Origin of the sequence: Acidovorax sp. PRC11 (assembly GCF_031844105.1) — a bacterium.
Classification (GTDB): Bacteria; Pseudomonadota; Gammaproteobacteria; order Burkholderiales; family Burkholderiaceae_C; genus Paracidovorax.
Genome location: NZ_JAUZUQ010000008.1, coordinates 100,100 through 120,608 on the forward strand (window position 1 = coordinate 100,100; position 20,509 = coordinate 120,608).

The window sequence follows — 20,509 nt, forward strand, 5'->3', positions numbered from 1 at the left end:
GGCGCGCAGCCCTATCATCGTCGGCTCTCCCCACTCCGCCGCCATGCCGTCCCAACCTCTCCCGAACGAAAAGATCCAGAGCAGCATGCCGCTGCGCATGCTCATGGGTTTCGTGCTGGCCGCGCTGGCCACTGCGGTCATCGCCATCTTCACGTACCAGTCGCAGCAGGAGCGCTCGGACGCGGTGCGCCGCATCAACACGGCCGTCGAGTCGGTGGTGCAGATCCAGTACGTGCTGTCCATCATCAAGGATGCCGAAACCGGCCAGCGCGGCTACCTGCTCGCCGGCGAGCCGCGCTACCTCGGGCCCTACGAGACGGCCGAGGCCTCGCTGGTCTCCGAGCTGGAGCGCCTGCGCCTGCTCGTCAGCGATTCCCCGCGGCAGCTGCGCCGCTATGAACAGCTCGCGCCGCTGGCACGCCAGAAGATGGCCGAGCTGCAGGAGACGATCCAGCTGCGCCAGTCCGGCCAGATCGACGCGGCCCTCGCCGTGGTGCGGACCGACCGCGGCCGCGCCACGATGGACGCCATCCGTTCCCTGGTGCGCGAGATGATCACGGCCGAGCGCGAGGAACTGGAAGAGCGCCGCGCGATGTGGGAGGACTCGGCCCGCTTCGCCGCCTATTTCACCTGGGGCGGTTCGCTGGTGCTGCTGGCGTTCATTCTCGGCTCCGCCGCGATGACCGGCGCGGACCACCGGGCCAAGGCGCGCGAGGCCTGGATCCGCAGCGGCGTGATGGGCCTGTCGGACGAAATGCGCGGCGACCTGCGGCTCGACGAACTCGGCCCGCGCGTGCTGTCGTACCTCGCCCGCCGGCTGGGCGCGCGCGTCGGCGCGGCCTATGTGGCCGAGGGCCATGGCCTGTTCCGCCGCTTCGGCGGCTATGCGCTCTCGGGCGCTCCCGGGCCGGAGCGCGTGGCCGAAGGCGAGGGCCTCGTGGGCCAGGCCGCCCAGTCGCGGCAGACGGTGCATGCCCGGCACGTGCCCGCCGCCCACCTCGAAGTGCAGTCCGGCGTGGGCCACAGCGCGCCGGGTGAACTGGTGGTGCTGCCCGCGGTGCACAACGGCAGCGTGCAGGCCGTCATCGAACTGGGCTTCTTCCGTCCGGTGCAGGACGTCGACCTGGAACTGCTCGCCCGCGCTTCCGAGCAACTGGCCATCGCCGTGCGCTCGGCCAAGGATCGCTCGCAGCTCGAGACGCTGCTCGACGAAACCCAGCGCCAGGCCGAGGAACTGCAGGCCCAGCAGGAAGAGCTGCGCGTGAGCAACGAGGAGCTCGAGCAGCAGAGCCGCGTGCTGCAGGAGTCGCAGGCGCAGATGGAAGCGCAGCAGACCGAGCTGGAGCAGAGCAACGCCCAGCTGGAAGAACAGACCCAGCAGCTCGAATACCAGAAGCAGCAGCTGCTGCGCGCGCAGGACGCGCTCTCCGACAAGGCGCGCGACCTGGAGCAGGCCAGCCAGTACAAGAGCGAGTTCCTGGCCAACATGAGCCACGAGCTGCGCACCCCGCTCAATTCCAGCCTCATCCTCGCGAAGCTGCTGGCGGACAACAAGGGCGGCAACCTCACGGCCGAGCAGGTGCGCTATGCCGAGACGATCCACGGCGCCGGCAACGACCTGCTCACGCTCATCAACGACATCCTCGACCTGGCGAAGATCGAGGCGGGCCAGGCCACGGTCGACATCGAGTCGGTGAACCTCGCGCGCGCGGTGCAGTCCATCGCCGATCCGCTGCGGCCGCTCGCGCGCGAGAAGAACCTCGCGTTCAGCGCGGTCGTGGAGCCCGGAGTGCCCGAGCAGATCCGCACCGATGCGCAGCGGCTCGGCCAGATCCTGAAGAACCTGCTCTCGAACGCGATCAAGTTCACCGAGCGCGGCGAGGTGGCCCTGCGCGTTTCGGCGCAGCCGGACGGGCGGGTGGCGTTTTCCGTGCGCGACACGGGCATCGGCATCCCCGAACACCAGCAGAAGCTGATCTTCGAAGCCTTCCGCCAGGCCGACGGCAGCACCCACCGCAAGTACGGCGGCACGGGGCTGGGCCTCTCGATCTCGCGCGATCTGGCGCAGTTGCTGGGCGGCAGCGTCTCGGTGCAGAGCACGCCGGGGCAGGGCAGCGTGTTCACGCTGGTGCTGCCGCTGCAGGCCCCGGAGCCCGCACAGTCCGGCGAAGACACCGCTGCTTCCGGCTATGGCCTGCCCCAGCGCGCCGTGGCCACGGCCAGCGCCACGCCGGCCAGCCCCGCCATGCCGGCCGACATGGCGCCGGCCGCGCCGGCACTCGCCCCCGTCCCGGAGGCGCCGCGCCGCCCGGCCTCGGCCGTGGCGGACGACCGCGACAGCCTGCAGGCCGGCAAGCGCACCATCCTGGTGGTGGAGGACGACGTGCGCTTCGCGCGCATCCTGCACGATCTCGCGCACGAAATGGGCTTCCAGTGCATCGTCACCCACAGCGGCGGCGAGGGGCTGGCGGCCGCCACCGACTACATGCCCAGCGCCGTGGTGCTGGACATGAACCTGCCCGATTTCTCGGGCCTGGGCGTGCTCGACCAGCTCAAGCGCAACCCCGCCACGCGCCACATCCCGGTGCACGTCGTGTCGGTCGCCGACTATTCGCAGGAGGCCCTCGGCCTCGGGGCCATGGGCTACGCGCTCAAGCCGGTCAAGCGCGACGAACTCGTGCAGGCCCTGGAGCGCATGGAGGCGAAATTCACCCAGGCCCTGCGCCGCGTGCTGGTGGTGGAGGACGACGACCGCCAGCGCGAGAGCATGGGGCACCTGCTCGCCAACGGCGACGTGGAGATCGTCGGCGCCGAGACCGCCCAGCGCGCGCTGCAGCTGCTGCGCGAGAGCACCTTCGACTGCATGGTCATGGACCTGAACCTGCCCGACCTGAGCGGCTACGAACTGCTGGAGCAGATGGCCGGCCAGGAGGACGTGGCCTTCCCGCCGGTGATCGTCTACACCGGCCGCTCGCTTTCCCGCGACGAGGAGCAGCGGCTGCGGCGCTTCTCCAAGTCGATCATCATCAAGGACGCGCGCTCTCCCGAGCGCCTGCTCGACGAGGTCACGCTGTTCCTGCACCAGGTGGAGTCGAGCCTGCCGACCGACCGCCAGCAGATGCTGCGCCTGGCGCGCGACCGCGAGGCCTCGTTCGAGGGCCGCAGCATCCTGGTGGTGGAGGACGACGTGCGCAACATCTTCGCGCTCTCCAGCGTGCTGGAGCCCACGGGCGCCAAGGTGCAGATCGCGCGCAACGGGCGCGAGGCGCTGGAGGCCCTCGAGCGCTCGCAGGCCGGCGATGCCCCGCAGGTCGACCTCGTGCTCATGGACATCATGATGCCGGAGATGGACGGCTTTACCGCCATGCGCGAGATCCGCAAGCGGCAGGAGTGGCGGCGTCTGCCGATCATCGCCCTCACGGCCAAGGCCATGAAGGACGACCAGGAGAAGTGCCTCGCGGCCGGCGCCAACGACTACATCGCCAAGCCGCTGGACGTCGAGAAACTGCTCTCCCTGGTGCGCGTGTGGATGCCCAAGTGACCCCCGACGACGAAGCCGGCTCGGCCCTGCGCCGCAAGACCTTCGACATCGAGCAGCACCTGCTCGTGGAGGCCATCTACCGCCGCTACCACTACGACTTCCGCGGCTACGCGCAGGCCTCGCTCAAGCGGCGCCTGCAGTCGGCGCTCACGCGCTTCCACTGCCGCACGCTCTCGCAGCTGCAGCACCTCATCCTGCACGACCCGGAAGTATTCCCGGCCATGCTCGAATACCTCACCGTGCAGGTGAGCGAGATGTTCCGCGACCCGAGCTACTTCCGCGCGCTGCGCGAGACCGTGGTGCCCGTGCTGCGCACCTACCCGTCGCTCAAGATCTGGGTGGCCGGCTGCAGCACTGGCGAGGAGGTGTATTCGCTCGCCATCCTGCTGCGCGAGGAGGGCCTGCTGGAGCGCACGCTGATCTACGCGACCGACATCAATGCGAACGCGCTGCAGAAGGCGGAGGCGGGCGTGTACGCGATCGAGCGGGTGCCGTCCTTCACCGAGAACCACGCCCGCTCGGGCGGCCGCGGCTCGCTGTCCGAGCACTACACCGCCGCCTACGGGCGCGTGGTGTTCGACAAGAGCCTGCGCCGGCACATCGTGTTCTCGGACCACAGCCTCGCCACGGACAGCGTGTTCGCCGAGGTGCACCTCGTCTCCTGCCGCAACGTGCTCATCTACTTCGACCGCGCACTGCAGGACCGCGCGCTCGGCCTCTTCCACGAGGCGCTGTGCCGCAAGGGCTTCCTGGGCCTGGGGTCCAAGGAGTCGCTGCGGTTTTCATCGCATGCGCAGACCTTCGACGAGCTGGTCGCGCCCGAGCGCATCTACCAGAAGAAGGGGGGAGCGTGATGCGTCTGGCCGCCGCGCCGCCCGCCCCGGCGAAACCCTTCGACGCCATTGTCATCGGCGGCTCCGCGGGCAGCATCGAAGCGCTCGCGGTGCTGCTGCCGGCCCTGCCTGCCCGCCAGCGGGCTTCGGTCTTCGTGGTGCTGCACCTGCCCCGCGACCGGCCCAGCCTGCTGTGCGACATCTTCCAGCCGCGCTGTGCGCTGCCGCTGCGCGAGGCCCAGGACAAGGAGCCCGTCGAGGCCGGCACGGTGTATTTCGCGCCGCCGGACTACCACCTGCTCGTCGATGCCGGACCGTCGCTCGCCCTGTCCGTCGACGACCCGGTGCATTTCTCGCGCCCCTCCATCGATGTTCTCTTCGAATCCGCCGCAGACGCCTATGCCGGGCGCCTGCTGGCCATCCTGCTCTCCGGCGCCAACCACGACGGCGCCCGGGGCATCGCCGCGGTGCAGGCCGCCGGCGGCACGACGATCGTGCAAGATCCCGAAAGCGCTCCCATGAGTTCCATGCCCGAAGCGGCGCTGCAGTTGTGCACGCCGGCCCACGTTCTTCCGCCGCAGCGCATCGCCGACTGGCTCGCCGCGCTGCCGCAGGGAGGGCGCGCATGATCGCGCCGCCGCGCATGCCCGCGGCGGACGCCGCTCCCCAGCGCCCGCCCATGCCCGTCAAATGCCTGCTGGTGGACGACGTGCCCGAGAACCTGATCGCGCTGGAGGCGCTGCTGCGCCGCGACGGCGTGCACATCCTCAAGGCCGCGTCCGGCCCCGAGGCGCTGGAGCTGCTGCTCGCCCACACCGACGTGGCGCTCGCCATGCTCGACGTGCAGATGCCCGAGATGAACGGCTTCGAACTGGCCGAGCTGATCCGCGGCAGCGAGCGCACGCGCCACATCCCGCTCATCTTCATGACCGCCGGCTCGCGCGACCAGAACTGGCAGTTCAAGGGCTACGAGAACGGCGCCGTCGACTTCCTCTACAAGCCGATCGATCCGCACATGCTGGTCAACAAGGCCAACGTGTTCTTCGATCTGCACCGCCAGAAGGTGGCGCTGGCCTGCGAGCTGCAGGACCGCACCCAGGCCCTGAAGCTCAGCGAGATGTTCATGGCCGTGCTCAGCCACGACCTGCGCGGCCCGCTCGGCGCCATCCTGGCGAGCGCGGCGGTGCTGCGGCGCACGCAGGAGCCCGACAAGGTGCTCGCCATGGCGGACAAGGTGCACATCAGCGCGCAGCGGATGGGCCGCATGATCGAGGACCTGCTCGACGTCACGCGGGCGCGCCAGTTCGGCGGCCTGCCGGTGCGCGTCGCGCCGTCGGACCTGGGCGAGCTCGTGCAGCGGACCGCGGCCGAATGGCGCACGAGCCACCCGGACCGTGCGATCGACGTGGAGCAGTCGGGCGACCTCGGCGGGCTCTGGGACGCCGAACGGCTGTGCCAGGTGGTCGCCAACCTGCTGGGCAACGCCATCCACCATGGCGACGCACAGCAGCCCGTGCAGGTGGTGCTGGACGGCAGCGGCCCGCAGCGCGTGGCGATGGAAGTGCGCAATGGCGGGGAGATTCCCGCGGCGCTGATCCCGCAGCTCTTCGATCCCTTCCGCGGCCGCGAGCGCGAGCCGGGCCGGCACCAGGGGCTGGGGCTGGGGCTCTACATCGTCCACCAGATCGTCGAGGGCCACGGCGGGACCATCCGCGTGCATTCTCAGGCGGGCCGCACCGTGTTCCGCGTCGAGCTGCCGCGCGAGGCACCGCCCTGCAAGGTGCCGGGCGCTTAAGTGACCCGCGCGCGGCTGGCGGCACCGCGGTGCACGCCAGGGCAGGGCAGTGCGGTGCAGGCTGTGCGTGTCCGGTCCCTTCCGCGGCGAAGGGCCCGGTCCATCAGGCGGCCGGCGGCGACCGCAGCGCGTTGCTGATCGATTCCATCAGCGCTTCCAGGTCTTCGAGTTCGAACGGCTTGAGCAGCGCGCGCACGTTGGGGCCCAGCGTGTCGAGCCCGTGGCCGAACTGGTAGCCCGAGCACAGCACGATCCAGCGCCGGGGCGCGTCCGCCAGCAGGCGGCGGCAGAGGTCGGTGCCCGACATGCCCGGCAGGCTCACGTCGGTCACCACGATGTCGAAGGGACGCGGCGCGTCCAGCTGGAGCGCTTCCTCCGCCGTGGCGCAGGAGACGACCTCTCGGTCGTCCCCTTCCAGCAGCATGCCGATGGTTTCACGGAGTTCGGCGTTGTCTTCCACGTAGAGGATACGCAGCGGGGTCATGGAGATCTGTTGTCCTTCGGAGGATTCGCTGGGCGAAAAAGGGTGGGCTGCGCCCGCCAGGGGCGCGGTCGCGGCGGGCTGCATCATGCCAGCATCCGCACCTTCGGTTCGCGTTCCCACTGGCGCGTCGCGGCGGCCTTCAGGAAGGCGGCCGTGTCTTCCGGGTTCAGCACGCCGGCATCGGGCTCGATGCCCGCGGCATCGAGGATCGGCTGCGACCCCTTGCAGGCGGCGATGGCCTTCAGGTGGCCGAACGCGTCGCGGAACCAGTCCACCGCCGCGGCTTCGCGGGCCAGCTGCGCGCCGGCCTGCGGCGACAGCACCGAGGCTACCGCGTCGAACACCGCCGAGGGCATGCCGGCGAGCTGGCCGTCGGCCGGCAGGCGGGTGCCGTCCGCGAGCAGGGCACCGCCCACCTTCGGGGCGACGATCTTCACCTGCGCGCCGGCCTTCTCCACGGCCTTGCGCAGCGCGGCGATCGGCTCGGCGGCCGAGCCGTCGGCCACGAGGATGCCCACGCAGCGACCCTTCAGGGTGGGGCGCATGCGGTCGATGATGCGCAGCGCCGGGGAGAGCGGCAGATCCTGCACGGGCGCCGCGGCCGGGAACGCGGCGGGCAGCTCGGGCAGGCCCAGGCCGTCGGCCACGCGCTGCGCGAGGTGTTCGTCCACGTTCAGCAGTTGCGCCACCACCGCCACGCGCACGCGCTCGGTTTCCACCTTCGAGAGTTCGAACACCAGGGCGGAGGCCATGTGGGCCTGCTCGATCTCGCTCTGGCTGCGGAAGAACATGCGCGCCTGGCTGTAGTGGTCGGCGAAGCTCTCCGGCCGCATGCGGCCCTTGGCGCCGTCGTCGGCCAGCCGCTCCGCGAAGTGGCGGAACCCCTGCGTCGTGGAGGCGCGCGGCGTGTCCGGCTGCAGGCTGCTGGGCTCGTAGGCGACGCGGCCCTTAGGCACCTGCATCTGCATGTGGCCGTCGCGCTGCATGTGATGGAACGGGCACTTGGGCGCGTTGATCGGCAGCTGCACGAAGTTCGGGCTGCCCAGTCGCGAGAGCTGCGTGTCGAGGTACGAGAACAGGCGGCCCTGCAGCAGCGGATCGTTGGAGAAGTCGATGCCCGGCGGGACGTTGCCGGGGCAGAACGCCACCTGCTCGGTCTCGGCGAAGAAGTTGTCGGGCCAGCGGTTCAGCGTCATGCGGCCGATCACCTTCAGGGGCACCAGCTCCTCGGGCACCAGCTTGGTCGGGTCGAGATGGTCGAACGGGAAGCGCGCCGCTTCCTCTTCAGTGAAGAGCTGCACGGCCAGGTCCCACTCGGGGAAATCGCCCGCCTGGATGGCCTCGAACAGGTCGCGCCGGTGGAAGTCGTTGTCGGCGCTCTGCAGCTTCACCGCCTCGTCCCACACGGTGGACTGGATGCCCAGGCGCGGGCGCCAGTGGAACTTCACGAACGTGCTCTCGCCCGCGGCGTTCAGCAGGCGGAAGGAGTGCACGCCGAAGCCTTCGATCGTGCGCAGGCTGCGCGGGATCGTGCGGTCGCTCATCGCCCACATGATCATGTGCAGGCTCTCGGGCATCAGCGAGATGAAATCCCAGAACGTGTCGTGCGCGCTCGCGGCCTGCGGGAAGGCGCGGTCGGGTTCCATCTTCACGGCATGCACCAGATCGGGGAACTTCATCGCGTCCTGGATGAAGAACACGGGGATGTTGTTGCCCACCAGGTCCCAGTTGCCCTGGTCGGTATAGAACTTCACCGCGAAGCCGCGCACGTCGCGCGGCGTGTCCACCGAGCCCGCGCCGCCGGCCACCGTGGAGAAGCGGCAGAACACGGGCGTCTGCTTGCCGACCTCGGTGAGGATGCGCGCGGTGGTGTACTTCTCGAGGCTTTCGGTGAGTTCGAACACGCCGTGCGCGGCGCTGCCCCGCGCATGCACGATGCGCTCGGGAATGCGCTCGTGGTCGAAATGCATGATCTTCTCGCGGAGGATGAAGTCCTCCAGCAGCGTCGGCCCGCGCGGCGTGGGCCGCAGCGAGTTCTGGTTGTCGGCGACGGGAATGCCCTGCTGCGTGGTGAGCACCGGATGGTCGCCGCCGGCCTGCTGCTGCAACTCGCCTCCCTGCCCGCGGGCGCTGTCGCCCGCCGCTGCCGCGGACGCGGGTTTCAGTGCTTTCTTGCCCTTGGCTTCGGAAGAAGAGGGCGAGGTGGAAGATGTCTTGGGCATGGGGTTCCTCGTGGGGTGCCGACGGTCTCGGTAACGTAGCAGGCATCTTTTCCCCGTGGCCGGGCTGCGGGCTGTAGGACAAGCGCGCTTGGTTCCGTCCCGCCCGGCGCGGCGATGCGCCTTCCGCTGACAGCCCGCACGCGAGGCCGCGCGGATACTGGTTGGTACGCGAAACGGCGGACGCTGCGGGCAGGTTGCGGCGGCCGGTTCGCCATCACCCCTTACCGCATCGAGAACCACATGATCCGAATCAAGCTCCAGGTCGAATTGGAGTACCAGGTGGGCGAAGGCCCGGGCGCGGACTTCGTCTTCAACATCCATGCCGCGCAGACGGGCAGCCAGAGCGTCGTGGACGAGAGCCTCGAGATCAGCCAGCCCGTCACGCCGCAACTGCACACCGATCCCGTCACCGGCACGCGCTGCATGCGCCTGCACGCCGGTTCCGGGCCGCTCGCCATCGCGTATGCGGCCACGATCGACATGGACCACCACACCGCCGATCCGGCGCGCATTCCGGAAGTGCCGGTGCGCGAGCTCCCGCCGGAGGTGTTCGGCTACATCCTGCCGAGCCGCTACTGCCAGTCCGACCGGCTCGCCAATCTGGCGATGCGCGAGTTCGGCCACCTCTGGCAGGGCTACAGCCGCGTGCAGACCATCTGCGACTGGGTGCGCAGCCACGTGGCCTTCCGCTCGAACACCTCCAACTCGACCACCTCGGCCGTCGACACCTTCGTGGAGCGCGTGGGCGTGTGCCGCGATTTCGCGCACCTCATGATCGCCCTGTGCCGCGCACTGAGCATTCCGGCGCGCATCGCCACCGGCACCGACTACGGCGCCGATCCCGCCCTCGGCCCGCCGGACTTCCATGCCTACGTGGAGGCCTACCTGGGCGACCGCTGGTACGTGTTCGATCCGTCGGGCACGGCGATTCCCATGGGCATGGTGCGGCTGGCCACCGGCCGCGATGCGGCCGACGTGGCGTTCGCGACCATCTTCGGCAGCGTCCAGGCGAGCGCCCCGAAGATCCGCGCCTGGGCCGTGCAGGACCCGGCACGGGGCTTCGAGCTTCCGCAGCATTCGTCGCTGGCCCTGTCCACCGACGCGCCCGCCGGTCAGGACGTGCCGCGCGCTCCGGTCCACCCGGGCCATGGCGGCGGCGCGATGGCGGCCCGGCGCGTATCGGCCCGGGCCTGAGCGCGGCGGCAGGGCGCGGGCGGGGCCGTTCCCGGCCGCCGGTTCAGCCCGCGCGGCGGAAGGTGAGGTTCACCCGCGCATCGCCCCATTGCGGATGCGCCCCCTCGCGCACCGGCAGCACGCCGTGGAAGCGCAGCCGGTCCGGCCCGCCCCACACCACCACGTCGCCGTGCTGCAGCGGCACACGTTCCGCGCGCCCGGTGCGCGCGAGCCCGCCCCAGAGAAAGACCGCGCCGAGCCCGAGCGACACCGACACGATCGGCGCCTGCAGGTCGCGCTCGTCACGGTCCTGGTGCAGCGAAAGCCGCGTGCCCGGGGCATAGCGGTTGACCAGACAGCTGTCGGGATCGAAGCCGGGGTGGCCTGCCGCCGCAGCGGCCTCGCGGGCCAGCGTGCGGAACATGGCCGGCATCGTGGGCCACGGCGCGCCGCTCACGGGGTCGCGGGCGACGTAGCGGTAGCCGCGGCGGTCGCTCACCCAGCCGAGGTCGCCGCACGACGTGGTGGCCACCGACATCTGCCGCCCACCCGGCGTTTCCATGTGCCGCCAGGGGGCGGACCGGGCGATGGCCAGCACTTCGTCCCGCAGCGCCTGCGCCACCGGCAGCGCAAAGCCGCGCAGCAGCGCCGCGCCAGGGCCCAGTACGAGGGGGCCGGAAGGGGGCGCGCCCAGCGGGTCGCCGTCGAACAGATCGGGTGTCATGGAAGTGGAGGCCGAACGGGGCAGGGGAACACAGTCCCAGGATGGTGGCATCGGCGCTCTCCTGCAAGGGCTCTCGCGCCCTGGCATGCTCTGCGGGACAGTCCCCTGCCGGGACACGAGCCTCCAGGAGCCCATCCATGACCGACACCGTTTCCGCCGCTGCCACCCCTGCCGATGCCGCCGTCCCGCTGCGGATCGATTTCGTCTCCGACATCTCCTGCCCGTGGTGCGCCATCGGCCTGCAGTCGCTCGACCGTGCGCTGCAGTCGCTCGGCGGTGCCGTGCAGGCGGAAGTGCATTTCCAGCCGTTCGAACTGAACCCCGGCATGCCCGCGGGCGGCCAGGACATCGGCGAGCACCTGGCCGAGAAATACGGCGCCACCGCCGAGCAGACCGTGCAGACGCAGCGCGCCATCGCCGAGCGCGGCGCGGCCCTGGGTTTCGAATTCCGCATGGACCGCCGCAGCCGCATCTACAACACCTTCGATGCGCACCGGCTGCTGCACTGGGCGCAAGAGACCGCCGGCCCGCAGGGACAGGCGAAGCTCAAGCGGGCGCTGTTCCACGCCTACTTCACCGAGGGCCGCGACCCCGGCGACCGGGCCCTGCTGGCGGAGCTGGCCGCGGGCGCCGGCCTGGATGCCGCGCGCGCGCAGGAAGTGCTCGATTCCGATGAATACGCCGACGCCGTGCGCGAGCGCGAGGCCTTCTACCAGCAGCACGGCATCCACTCCGTGCCGGCCGTGATCGTGAACGAGCGGCACCTGATCCAGGGCGGCCAGCCGCCCGAGGTGTTCGAGCAGGCGCTGCGGCGGATCGCCGCACAGGGATGAGCCGGCCGGCTGGCCAAGGGCCAGCTCTTCCTTAAGATTGGCCTAAGTCAAGAGGAGCACATTAGCGGTTCGGCAGCCGCTGTCTCTTCTCCCTCCCTCCTTACATGGCTGCTGTTCACCCGCTTCGGCGGGTATTTTTTTGCCCGCGCGGCCATGAAAAAACCCCGGCGGCTGCCGGGGCGGGGTCGGGATCAGGCGAGGGCCAGGGCGGCGTCCTGCCGCCTCCGACTACTTGCGCAGCGGGATCGGCGTGGCCCGGTCCACCGGCACGGCCGTCACCGCATTCTGCGGCGAGCCCTCGATCAGCTTGTCCGAATACGTGAGATAGACCAGCGTATTGCGCTGCGCGTCCACCATGCGCACTATGCGCAGCCGCTTGAAGAGAATGGACATGCGCTCGCTGAACACCTCTTCCTGGGCCTTGAGCGGCTGCGCAATGGCGATGGGTCCCACCTGGCGGCAGGCGATGGAGGCCTCGGCCTTGTCTTCCGCCAGGCCCAGCGTGCCCTTGATGCCGCCCTTGCGGGCCCGCGAGACGTAGCAGGTCACGCCCTGCACGGCGGGATCGTCGTACGCTTCCACGAGGATGTCGTGGTCGCGCCCGATCCACTGGAAGGCGGTGTCGACCGAACCGATCTTCTGGCCGTCCGCGGCCGCGAGGCCCGCCGTGCCGGCCAGCACGCAGGCCAGCAGGGGGCGTGCGAGCCGGCGCAGCAGCGGGGTGTGCGCGGCGGCGCTCATGCGGCGGCCCCGGCGTCGCCTTCGGCGCAGCGCTTGGCGAGGTGGGCCAGCGCCTCCTCCACCTGGTCGACCAGCACCAGGCACAGGTCGCCCGGCTGCAGGCGGTCGAGCGCGGCGTCGATGGCCACGAACTCGCCGCGGATCTCGTCGACGTACTTCGTGCGCGAGGCCCGGGCGAGGCCCTCGCGCAGCAGCGCCATCACCTCGCCGTCGGCCCGGCCGCGCTGGGCGGCGTCCTGGTAGAGGATCACGTCGTCGAAGGCCGCGCCCAGGATCACCGTCTGCTCGCGGATGTCCTCGTCGCGCCGGTCGCCCGCGCCGCTGATGACCACGCTGCGTCGGTTGCCGGGCAGGGCGTCCACGGCCGAGACCAGCGCGCGCATCGCGTCGGGGTTGTGGCCGTAGTCGGCGATCACGGTCGCGCCGCGGAAGTCCATCACGTTGAAGCGGCCCGGGGCGTTGTCGCTGTCGTTCACGAAGCCCGAGAGCCCGCGGCGGATGGTCTGCCACGGCAGGCCGGCGCCCCAGGCGGCCGCCACGGCGGCCATCACGTTCTCGACCTGGAAGCCGATCCTGCCGCCCTGCGTGATCGGCACGTCGCGCAGGTGCACCATCTCGCGCCAGGAGCCTTCGGCCGCGACGATGGAGTCGCCGTCCACGTACACCGAGCGGTGGCCCTGCGCACGGTGCGTGGCCATCACGGGGTGGTGGCGGTCGCCCGCGAAGTAGATCACCTTGCCGGGGCTCGCGGCGGCCATGGCCGCGACGATCGGGTCGGCGGCGTTCAGCACCGCATAGCCCTCGGGCGACACGTTCTGCACGATCACGCGCTTGAGCACGGCGAGCTCTTCCACCGTGTTGATGTAGTTCATGCCCAGATGGTCGCCCGCGCCGATGTTGGTCACCACGGCCACCGAGCAGCGGTCGAAGCCCAGGCCTTCGCGCAGGATGCCGCCGCGCGCGGTCTCGAACACGGCCGCGTCCACTTCGGGGTGCAGCAGCACGTTGCGCGCGCTGCGCGGGCCGGAGCAGTCGCCGCTGTCGATCTGGCGGCCGTTCACGTACACGCCGTCGGTATTCGTCATGCCCACGCGCAGGCCCTGGGCGGAGAACAGGTGCGCGATGAGGCGCGCGGTGGTCGTCTTGCCGTTGGTGCCGGTGACGGCGACGGTGGGAATGCGCCCGTCCTGGCCGTGCGCGAAGAGCTTGTCGACCATCGCCTGGCCAACGTTGCGCGGCTTGCCGTAGCTCGGCGAGAGGTGCATGCGCAGGCCGGGGGCGGCGTTCACCTCGACGAAGCCGCCGCCCTGCTCTTCCAGCGGGCGCAGCACGGTCTCGGCCACCATGTCCACGCCGCAGATGTGCAGGCCGACCATCTGGGCCGCGGCCACGGCGCGCGCGGCCACGTCGGGGTGCACGTCGTCGGTCACGTCGGTGGCGGTGCCGCCGGTGGAGAGGTTGGCGTTGTTGCGCAGGATCACGCGCTGGCCCTTGGCCGGCACGGAGTCGGGCGTGAGGCCCTGGGCGGCGAGCCGCGCCACGGCGATGTCGTCCAGCCGGATCTTGGTGAGCGAGGTGGCATGGCCCTCGCCGCGGCGCGGGTCGAGGTTCACCAGATAGACCAGTTCGCGCACGGTGCGCTCGCCGTCGCCCAGCACCTGGGGCGGCTCGCGCCGCGCGGCGGCCACGAGCTGGTCGCCCACCACCAGCAGCCGGAAGTCGTGCCCCGGCAGGAAGCGCTCGACCATCACCGTGCCGTATTCAGCGGCGGTGCGGAAGGCTTCCTCCAGCTGGGCGCGCTCGGTGATGTTCACCGTCACGCCCTTGCCCTGGTTGCCGTCCTGGGGCTTCACCACCACGGGCAGGCCCACCTTGAGCGCGACCTCCCAGGCCTCGTCGATGGTCTCCACCGGCTGGCCCAGCGGCACCGGCACGCCGGCCGCGTGCAGCAGGCGCTTGGTCAGGTCCTTGTCCTGCGCGATGGATTCGGCCACGGCGCTGGTCGAATCGACCTCGGCGGCCTGGATGCGCCGCTGCTTCGATCCCCAGCCGAACTGCACCAGGCTGCCGCGCGTGAGGCGGCGGTACGGAATGCCGCGCGCCACGGCGGCATCGACGATCGAGGCCGTGCTCGGGCCCAGGCGCTCGTCCTCGTCGAGCTCGCGCAGCCGGGCGATGGCCGCATCGGCGTCGAACGGGCCGTGGCTCACGGCGGCCTCGATCAGCGCCTGCGCATCGGCGAACGCCTGGCGGCCCACGGCCTCTTCGGTGTATTCCACCACCACCTGGTAGACGCCCGGGTCGGACGTGGCCGAGGTGCGGCTGAAGCTCACCGGGCAGCCGGCCTGCGCCTGCAGCGCGAGCGCCGCGGACTGCAGCACGTGGGCCAGCGAGATGTCGCTGTCGCCGCCCTCGGGGTGCAGCACCCCCACGGCCGGGAACAGGGCCCGCAGGCGGGCTTCGAAGCCGGCGATCTGGCCCATCGCGCGCTCGTGCTCGCCGCAGGCCACGACGGCCTCGATGGATGTGTGGCGGCTCCAGAGATTGGGGCCGCGCAGGGCCCGGATGCGGGATACGTCCATGGGGAAAATGCTCTCTTGGGTGCTCTGGTTCGGGAGGTGGGGCGGGTGCGGCGGGCCTCGGCGCGCTCAGGCGCCGGCGGCCGCCGGGGTGGCGGGCGCGGCGCAGGGCGGCTCGGGCTCGAAGGTCTTGATGCCGGCGCCGATGAGGTCAGGCGCGATGTCCAGCGCCCAGGCCGTGGCCACGATCGCCAGCAGCGTGTCGGCATCCGCCTGCACCGCGTTGCGGCCGAAGGTCAGGTCGGCCAGCGGGGCCAGCACGTGCTCGGCCGTGCCCGTGGCCAGCACCACGCGGCCGTTCTTCACGAAGACCGCGCGGCCGGCGTCCTCGGCGCGGTGCTCCGCGATGGCCGGCAGGCTGCCGTCCTGCGCATAGAGCACCACCGCGCCGTCGCAGAGCGGCGCCAGTTCCAGCACCTGCGGCTCGGCGGCGTTCAGCACGGCCGCGCCGCCCGGCAGCACCACGTCCACCTGGGTGCGCAGCACCTTGTACATCTGCTCCTGTTCGTGCACGTCGAACTCGGCCAGGGCCTCGCGGCCATTCATGTCCGTCACCACGCCGACCTGGCAGCGGTCGTAGGCGAGGCCGTGGCGCAGGATGGTGCGCGCGTCGTTCTCGATCACCGCGGCCTGCACCATCTGGTTCATCAGCAGGCGGTGCGCGGCCTCCCAGTGGGCGCTGTCGCCCGTCTCGACGCAGCGGCGGTCGAGGTACAGGCCCTCGCGGCAGGCGATGCCCGTGTGGCGTCCGCCCAGGTGCATGAGCCAGGCCACCACGCGCGCGATGGTGGCGGTGCCGCGAGTGCCCGCCACGCCGACGATCGGCACGCGGCCGATGGTGCCCTCGGGCACGTCGTCGGCCGCGGGGAAGAGGTGCTCGGCGATCGCCTGGCCCACGGGGCGCGGCGCGCCCACGGCGGGCTTCAGGTGCATCAGCAGGCCGGGGCCGGCGTTCACCTCGACGATGGCGCCGCCCTGTTCCTGCAGCGGGCGCGAGATGTCCTGCGCCACCATGTCGATGCCGGCGATGTCCAGTCCCACCACGCGGGCGGCCAGCTGGGCGATGTAGGCGACCTCGGGGTGCACGTCGTCCGTGCAGTCCACGGCCACGTTGCCGTTGCGCTGCACCACGATCTGGCGGCCGGCGGCGGGCACCGAGTCGGCGTCCAGTTCCTGGCGCTTGAGTTCGAGCTGCACCTTCGCGTCGGTCGCCACGTCGATGATCTCGAGCGGGTATTCCTCTTCGTAGCCGCGGCGCGGGTCGGAGTTGAGCTGGCTGTCGATCAGCTCGCGCACGGTGGAGCGGCCGTTGCCGGTGATGCCCACCACCTCGCCGCGCGCCGCCGCCACCACCTTGCCGCCCACCACCAGCAGGCGGTGTTCGTCGCCGGGAATGAAGCGTTCCACGATCACGTCGCTGCCCTCGGGGTAGGCCACGTGGTAGGCGGCCTCGATGTCCTCGCGGCGGCGCAGGTCCAGCGTCACGCCGCGGCCGTGGTTGCCGTCCGAGGGCTTCACCACCACGGGCAGGCCGATGTCCTGGGCGGCTTCCCAGGCCTCTTCGGGGCTGTTCACGATCTGGCCTTCCGGCACCGGCACGCCGCAGGACTGCAGCAGGCTCTTGGTGAGGTCCTTGTCGCTCGCGATGCCTTCGGCGATGGCGCTGGTGAACTCGCTCTCGGCCGTCCAGATGCGGCGCTGCGAGGCGCCGTAGCCCAGCTGCACGAGGTTGCCGTCGTTCAAGCGGATGTGGGGAATGCCGCGGTCGGTCGCGGCGGTGACGATGCAGGCGGTGCTGGGGCCGAGGTACTGGTCGTCCACCTCGGTGCGCACGCGCGACACCGCGGCCGCCACGTCGAAGGGCTCGTCGTTGATCGCCGCCATGATGAGGCGGTGGCCCTGCTCCAGCGCCACGCGCGCCACGCGTTCGTCGCGGGCGCGGAACACCATGCGGTAGACGCCGCGCTGGCTGGTGCTGCGCGTCTGGCCGAAGCCCGTGGGCATGCCCGAGAGGTTGAGCAGCTCGATCACGATGTGCTCGAGCACGTGGCCGCACCAGGTGCCGCCCTCCAGCCGCTGCAGGAAGCCCCCGCGCTCGCCCACCCCGCAGTGGTGCTCGATGAGCGCCGGCAGCCAGCGCGTGAGGCGCTCGTTGAAGCCGGGCAGGGCGTTGGACGGATGGTCCTCCAGCGCGCCGAGGTCCAGCCAGACCTCGAGCACCGGGCGGTACGTCCAGATGTTGGGGCCGCGCAGGTAGTTGATGCGCAGCAGTCGGATGTCGGGGAATGTCGTCGCCATGGGGTCGCAGCGTAAAGGAAACGGAGGCCGGCCGGAACGTCCGGGGGACGTCGGTCGCCGAGGGAAGGGGTATCCGGGCCATTGTGCGCCAGCCCGGGCGCGCCGTCGGCTCAACCCATGGCGGCAGCCGGGAGTGTCAGCGCCGGCCGGGCCGGCCGCGTTAGGAAGGAATGCCGTCCGGCGGCCCGGCGCTTCGGGGACAATGTCCGCCGGACAACCGGCAGGTCCCCCAGCCACCCGGGACGGAACCACGCAACACAATGAACAATGACCATCCTGTGGACGCCTTCGGTGTCTTGACGGGCCCCGCGGGGGCCGAACTGCAAGCGGAACTCGCTTCCGGTGAAAACGTAACAGCTGCGCTCGGGGTTGACCTGAGCGCCACCATGCGTTTCGCGCCGGGCCTGCTGGCGCTCACCGACCGGCGGCTGATCGCCCGCGATCCCGAAGGCGCGCTGCGGCAGTGGCCGCTGGAGCCCGGCCTGTCGGTGCGGCTGCTGGACCACGGCGGCGTCGGCACGCTGGAGCTCCACGACACCCGCCAGCGCCTGGCCGTGTGGCGCTTCACCCTGGGCGCCCATGCGCAGGCGCTGCGGCTGGTGCAGAAGTTCGAGCAGCAGATCGCCTGGCTCGGGCGGCCGCCCGCGCCGCCCGGGGCGGCGGAGGCACCGGAGGCGGAGGAGCCGCGCTGCGAGACCTGCCAGGCCGTGCTGCCCCCCGACAGCGAGGAATGCCCCGCCTGCGCCCGCGCGCCCGTCCAGCCCCCGTCCACCTGGGTGCTGCTGCGCCTGTGGCGCTTCGCGCGGCCCTACCGCAAGCAACTGGCCGGGGGCTTCGCGCTCACGCTGGCTTCCACCGCCGCGACGCTGGTGCCGCCCTACCTGACCATCCCGCTGATGGACGACATCCTCATCCCCTACCAGAACGGGCAGGAGATCCCCGTGCATCTGGTGGCGCTCTACCTGGGCGGGCTGCTGCTGTCGGCGCTGCTGGCCTGGGGGCTGGGCTGGGCCCGCACCTACATCCTGGCGCTCGTCTCCGAACGCATCGGCGCCGACCTGCGCACCACGACGTATGAGCACCTGCTCAAGCTCTCGCTCGACTACTTCGGGGGCAAGCGCACGGGCGACCTGATGGCGCGCATCGGCTCGGAAACGGATCGCATCAACGTTTTCCTTTCGCTGCACGCGCTCGACTTCATCACCGACGTGCTGATGATCCTGATGACGGCGGGCATCCTGTTCTCCATCAATCCCTGGCTGGCCCTGGTCACGCTGGTGCCGCTGCCGTTCATCGCCTGGCTGATCCACAACGTGCGCGACCGGCTGCGCACCGGCTTCGAGAAGATCGACCGCGTCTGGTCCGAAGTCACCAACGTGCTGGCCGACACCATCCCCGGCATCCGCGTGGTCAAGGCCTTTGCCCAGGAAAAGCGCGAGGCCCAGCGCTTCCGCGACGCGAACCAGCACAACCTGGAGGTGAACGACCGGCTCAACCGCACCTGGTCGCTGTTCACGCCCACGGTGTCGCTCATGACCGAGATCGGGCTTCTGGTGGTCTGGGGCTTCGGCATCTGGCTGGTGGCGCACAACCAGATCACGGTGGGCGTGCTGGCGGCCTTCATCGCCTACATCGGCCGCTTCTACACCCGGCTCGACTCGATGAGCCGCATCGTTTCCGTCACGCAGAAAGCCGCGGCGGGCGCCAAGCGCATCTTCGACATCCTCGACCACGTGAGCAACGTGCCGGACCCGGTGCTGCCGGTGAAGATGGACCACGTGCGCGGCGCCATCGCCATGCGCAACCTGGGCTTCCGCTACGGCAGCCGCTCCGTCATCAAGGGGCTGAACCTGGACATCCGCCCCGGCGAGATGATCGGGCTCGTGGGCCACAGCGGCTCGGGCAAGAGCACGCTGGTGAACCTCATCAGCCGCTTCTACGACGCGACCGAGGGCTCCATCCAGGTGGACGGCGTGGACGTGCGCCGCCTGAGCGTGGCCGACTACCGCCGCCACATCGGCCTGGTGCTGCAGGAGCCCTTCCTGTTCTTCGGCACCATTGCCGAGAACATCGCCTACGGCAAGCCCGACGCCTCGCGCGAGGAGATCGTCGCGGCCGCGCGCGCGGCCCATGCGCACGAATTCATCCTGCGCCTGCCGCACGGCTACGACTCGCTGGTGGGCGAGCGCGGCCAGGGCCTCTCGGGCGGGGAGCGCCAGCGCATCAGCATCGCGCGGGCGCTGCTGATCGACCCGCGCATCCTGATCCTCGACGAGGCGACCTCGGCCGTCGATACGGAAACCGAGAAGGAGATCCAGAAGGCGCTCGACAACCTCGTGCAGGGCCGCACCACCATCGCCATCGCCCACCGGCTCTCCACGCTGCGCAAGGCCGACCGCCTGGTGGTGATGGACCGCGGCGAGATCGTCGAGGTCGGCCCGCACGACGAACTCATGGAGAAGCAGGGCGCCTACTGGCGCCTCTACGAAGCCCAGGCCCGCCGCGCCGAGGAAGACGCCCAGGCGTCCGGCCTCGTGGTGGTGGACAGCTCGCTGCTGCATCCCTCCCATCCGGCGGGGGCGTCATGACCACGAGCCTGATCCGGCCCGCCGCCTTCCCGTCTTCCGCCCCCTTCGCTGCCGGCGCCGCGCGCGCCTCCGACCGATGACCTCCACCTCTGCCGCCCCCGCTTTCCCCACCTTCGGCCTGCAGCGCGACGCCCACGGACGGCTGGTGCTCACGCTGGCCGACGGCACGGTGCACGAGGCCGTCACCCCGGTGCGGGCCTTCCCGATCGCGGCGCCCGGCGAGGGGCTCTCCCTCGTGGGCCAGCACGGCCACGAACTGCTCTGGATCGACCGGCTGGACCGCATCGAGCCCGCCCTGCGCGCACTGATCGAAGACGAGCTGGCCACGCGGGAGTTCGTGCCCACCATCACGCGCATCGAAGCGGTGTCGAGCTTCACCACGCCCAGCACCTGGACGCTGGAGACCGACCGGGGGCCCGCGAAGCTGGTGCTCAAGGGCGAGGAGGACATCCGCCGCCTGGGCAGCCGCAGCGCGCTGCTGATCGCGTCGGCCGACGGCGTGCAGTTCCGCGTACCCGACGTGGCCGCGCTCGACCGGGCCTCCCGCCGGTTGCTGGAGCGGTTCCTCTGAGGGACCAGGCCCCGGCACGGGTCGAAGGCAGCCTGCCAGGGGGCGGCGGGGCTAGATACGGCAGGGGAAAACCCTTAAATTCGCCGAAAGGCGAAAAAAGGCCTTAATTCCCCCTTTTTTTTGCCGT

Annotated in this window: 14 protein-coding genes; 8 read left to right on the forward strand and 6 right to left on the reverse strand. The window is 70.8% G+C overall.

Annotated elements, in window-relative coordinates; genetic code table 11:
• The first annotated feature begins 43 nt into the window (after positions 1–43).
• Genes Q9R47_RS11310 through Q9R47_RS11325 form a run of 4 tightly spaced genes read left to right on the forward strand, consistent with a single transcriptional unit; the run spans position 44 to position 6,169 of the window.
• Positions 44–3,541 carry a response regulator gene (locus Q9R47_RS11310; RefSeq protein ID WP_311233295.1) on the forward strand — a complete coding sequence of 1,166 codons (3,498 nt, stop codon included), beginning with the start codon at positions 44–46 and terminating at the stop codon, positions 3,539–3,541.
• Positions 3,538–4,395, forward strand: coding sequence for a protein-glutamate O-methyltransferase CheR (locus Q9R47_RS11315; protein ID WP_311233296.1), 858 nt, complete (start codon positions 3,538–3,540; stop codon positions 4,393–4,395). The genes Q9R47_RS11310 and Q9R47_RS11315 overlap by 4 nt, the downstream gene beginning before the upstream one ends.
• Positions 4,395–5,003, forward strand: a complete 609-nt coding sequence (locus tag Q9R47_RS11320; RefSeq protein WP_311233297.1) for a chemotaxis protein CheB — start codon at positions 4,395–4,397, stop codon at positions 5,001–5,003. The genes Q9R47_RS11315 and Q9R47_RS11320 overlap by 1 nt, the downstream gene beginning before the upstream one ends.
• A complete protein-coding gene (locus Q9R47_RS11325; protein ID WP_311233298.1) occupies positions 5,000–6,169 on the forward strand; it encodes a hybrid sensor histidine kinase/response regulator in 1,170 nt (389 codons plus the stop codon). The genes Q9R47_RS11320 and Q9R47_RS11325 overlap by 4 nt, the downstream gene beginning before the upstream one ends.
• 103 nt (positions 6,170–6,272) lie before the next feature.
• Here the strand turns inward: Q9R47_RS11325 and Q9R47_RS11330 are convergent, their stop codons facing one another.
• Complete coding sequence (locus Q9R47_RS11330) at positions 6,273–6,644, reverse strand: response regulator (RefSeq protein ID WP_311233428.1); 372 nt, start codon at positions 6,642–6,644, stop codon at positions 6,273–6,275.
• A gap of 92 nt (positions 6,645–6,736) precedes the next feature.
• A complete protein-coding gene (locus Q9R47_RS11335; protein WP_311233299.1) occupies positions 6,737–8,875 on the reverse strand; it encodes a catalase in 2,139 nt (712 codons plus the stop codon).
• Between the two features lie 240 nt (positions 8,876–9,115).
• Between Q9R47_RS11335 and Q9R47_RS11340 the strand changes: the two genes are divergently transcribed.
• Complete coding sequence (locus Q9R47_RS11340; protein WP_311233300.1) at positions 9,116–10,069, forward strand: transglutaminase family protein; 954 nt, start codon at positions 9,116–9,118, stop codon at positions 10,067–10,069.
• Positions 10,070–10,112: 43 nt separating this feature from the next.
• Here the strand turns inward: Q9R47_RS11340 and alkB are convergent, their stop codons facing one another.
• A complete protein-coding gene (gene alkB / locus Q9R47_RS11345) occupies positions 10,113–10,772 on the reverse strand; it encodes a DNA oxidative demethylase AlkB (RefSeq protein WP_311233301.1) in 660 nt (219 codons plus the stop codon).
• Positions 10,773–10,909: 137 nt separating this feature from the next.
• Here alkB and Q9R47_RS11350 point away from each other — a divergent pair, with 137 nt between their 5' ends.
• A complete protein-coding gene (locus Q9R47_RS11350) occupies positions 10,910–11,605 on the forward strand; it encodes a DsbA family oxidoreductase (RefSeq protein WP_311233302.1) in 696 nt (231 codons plus the stop codon).
• 228 nt (positions 11,606–11,833) lie between these two features.
• On the opposite strand, the gene Q9R47_RS11355 is transcribed toward Q9R47_RS11350, so the two are convergent.
• The 3 genes from Q9R47_RS11355 to cphA (Q9R47_RS11365) all read right to left on the reverse strand — a co-directional run bounded on the left by Q9R47_RS11355 (position 11,834) and on the right by cphA (Q9R47_RS11365) (position 17,223).
• Positions 11,834–12,346 (reverse strand): CreA family protein, encoded by a 513-nt coding sequence (locus Q9R47_RS11355; RefSeq protein ID WP_311233303.1) that lies wholly within the window; start codon positions 12,344–12,346, stop codon positions 11,834–11,836.
• Complete coding sequence (gene cphA / locus Q9R47_RS11360) at positions 12,343–14,928, reverse strand: cyanophycin synthetase (protein WP_311233304.1); 2,586 nt, start codon at positions 14,926–14,928, stop codon at positions 12,343–12,345. Before cphA (Q9R47_RS11360) ends, Q9R47_RS11355 begins: the two co-directional genes overlap by 4 nt.
• Before the next feature lie 66 nt (positions 14,929–14,994).
• Positions 14,995–17,223: a cyanophycin synthetase gene (cphA, locus tag Q9R47_RS11365; protein ID WP_311233305.1), complete on the reverse strand. Its 2,229-nt coding sequence runs from the start codon at positions 17,221–17,223 to the stop codon at positions 14,995–14,997.
• A gap of 260 nt (positions 17,224–17,483) precedes the next feature.
• Between cphA (Q9R47_RS11365) and Q9R47_RS11370 the strand changes: the two genes are divergently transcribed.
• Positions 17,484–19,811 carry an ABC transporter ATP-binding protein gene (locus Q9R47_RS11370; RefSeq protein WP_311233306.1) on the forward strand — a complete coding sequence of 776 codons (2,328 nt, stop codon included), beginning with the start codon at positions 17,484–17,486 and terminating at the stop codon, positions 19,809–19,811.
• A gap of 76 nt (positions 19,812–19,887) precedes the next feature.
• Positions 19,888–20,382: a DUF1854 domain-containing protein gene (locus Q9R47_RS11375; protein WP_311233307.1), complete on the forward strand. Its 495-nt coding sequence runs from the start codon at positions 19,888–19,890 to the stop codon at positions 20,380–20,382.
• Positions 20,383–20,509 lie beyond the last annotated feature (127 nt).